This is a genomic window from Marinomonas sp. TI.3.20, assembly GCF_038155025.1.
Taxonomy (GTDB): domain Bacteria; phylum Pseudomonadota; class Gammaproteobacteria; order Pseudomonadales; family Marinomonadaceae; genus Marinomonas; species Marinomonas flavescens.
On sequence record NZ_JBAKAS010000079.1, the window covers coordinates 1 to 446 of the forward strand.

The window sequence follows — 446 nt, forward strand, 5'->3', positions numbered from 1 at the left end:
GATGTTACAAAAGACCAGCTAGACGGCATGCTGTACGACGGAAAAGCGACCTACGTTGATAAAAACGGGCAACTTCGCTATGCGGATGGGTCACCTGTTTTAGATGAAAATGGGGAATCTGTTTTTTACGATAAAGACAAAGGCTTCGTCACAAAAGATGGTAAACAAGCAGCTCTTTCAGGAAAGCTGACTACAGCTGATGGCAAGACAATTACTGCTGACGGCAAGGTGTTGGATACGGCCACTGGCTCAGATGTTACAAAAGACCAGCTAGACGGCATGCTGTACGACGGAAAAGCGACCTACGTTGATAAAAACGGGCAACTTCGCTATGCGGATGGGTCACCTGTTTTAGATGAAAATGGGGAATCTGTTTTTTACGATAAAGACAAAGGCTTCGTCACAAAAGATGGTAAACAAGCGGTACTTTCAGGAAAGCTGACTAC

General features: G+C 45.1%; 1 protein-coding gene. It reads left to right on the forward strand.

Going from position 1 to position 446, the window contains the following annotated elements; genetic code table 11:
- On the forward strand, positions 1-446 hold a 446-nt coding region (locus tag V6259_RS19645; protein ID WP_341585969.1), incomplete at both ends, for a hypothetical protein.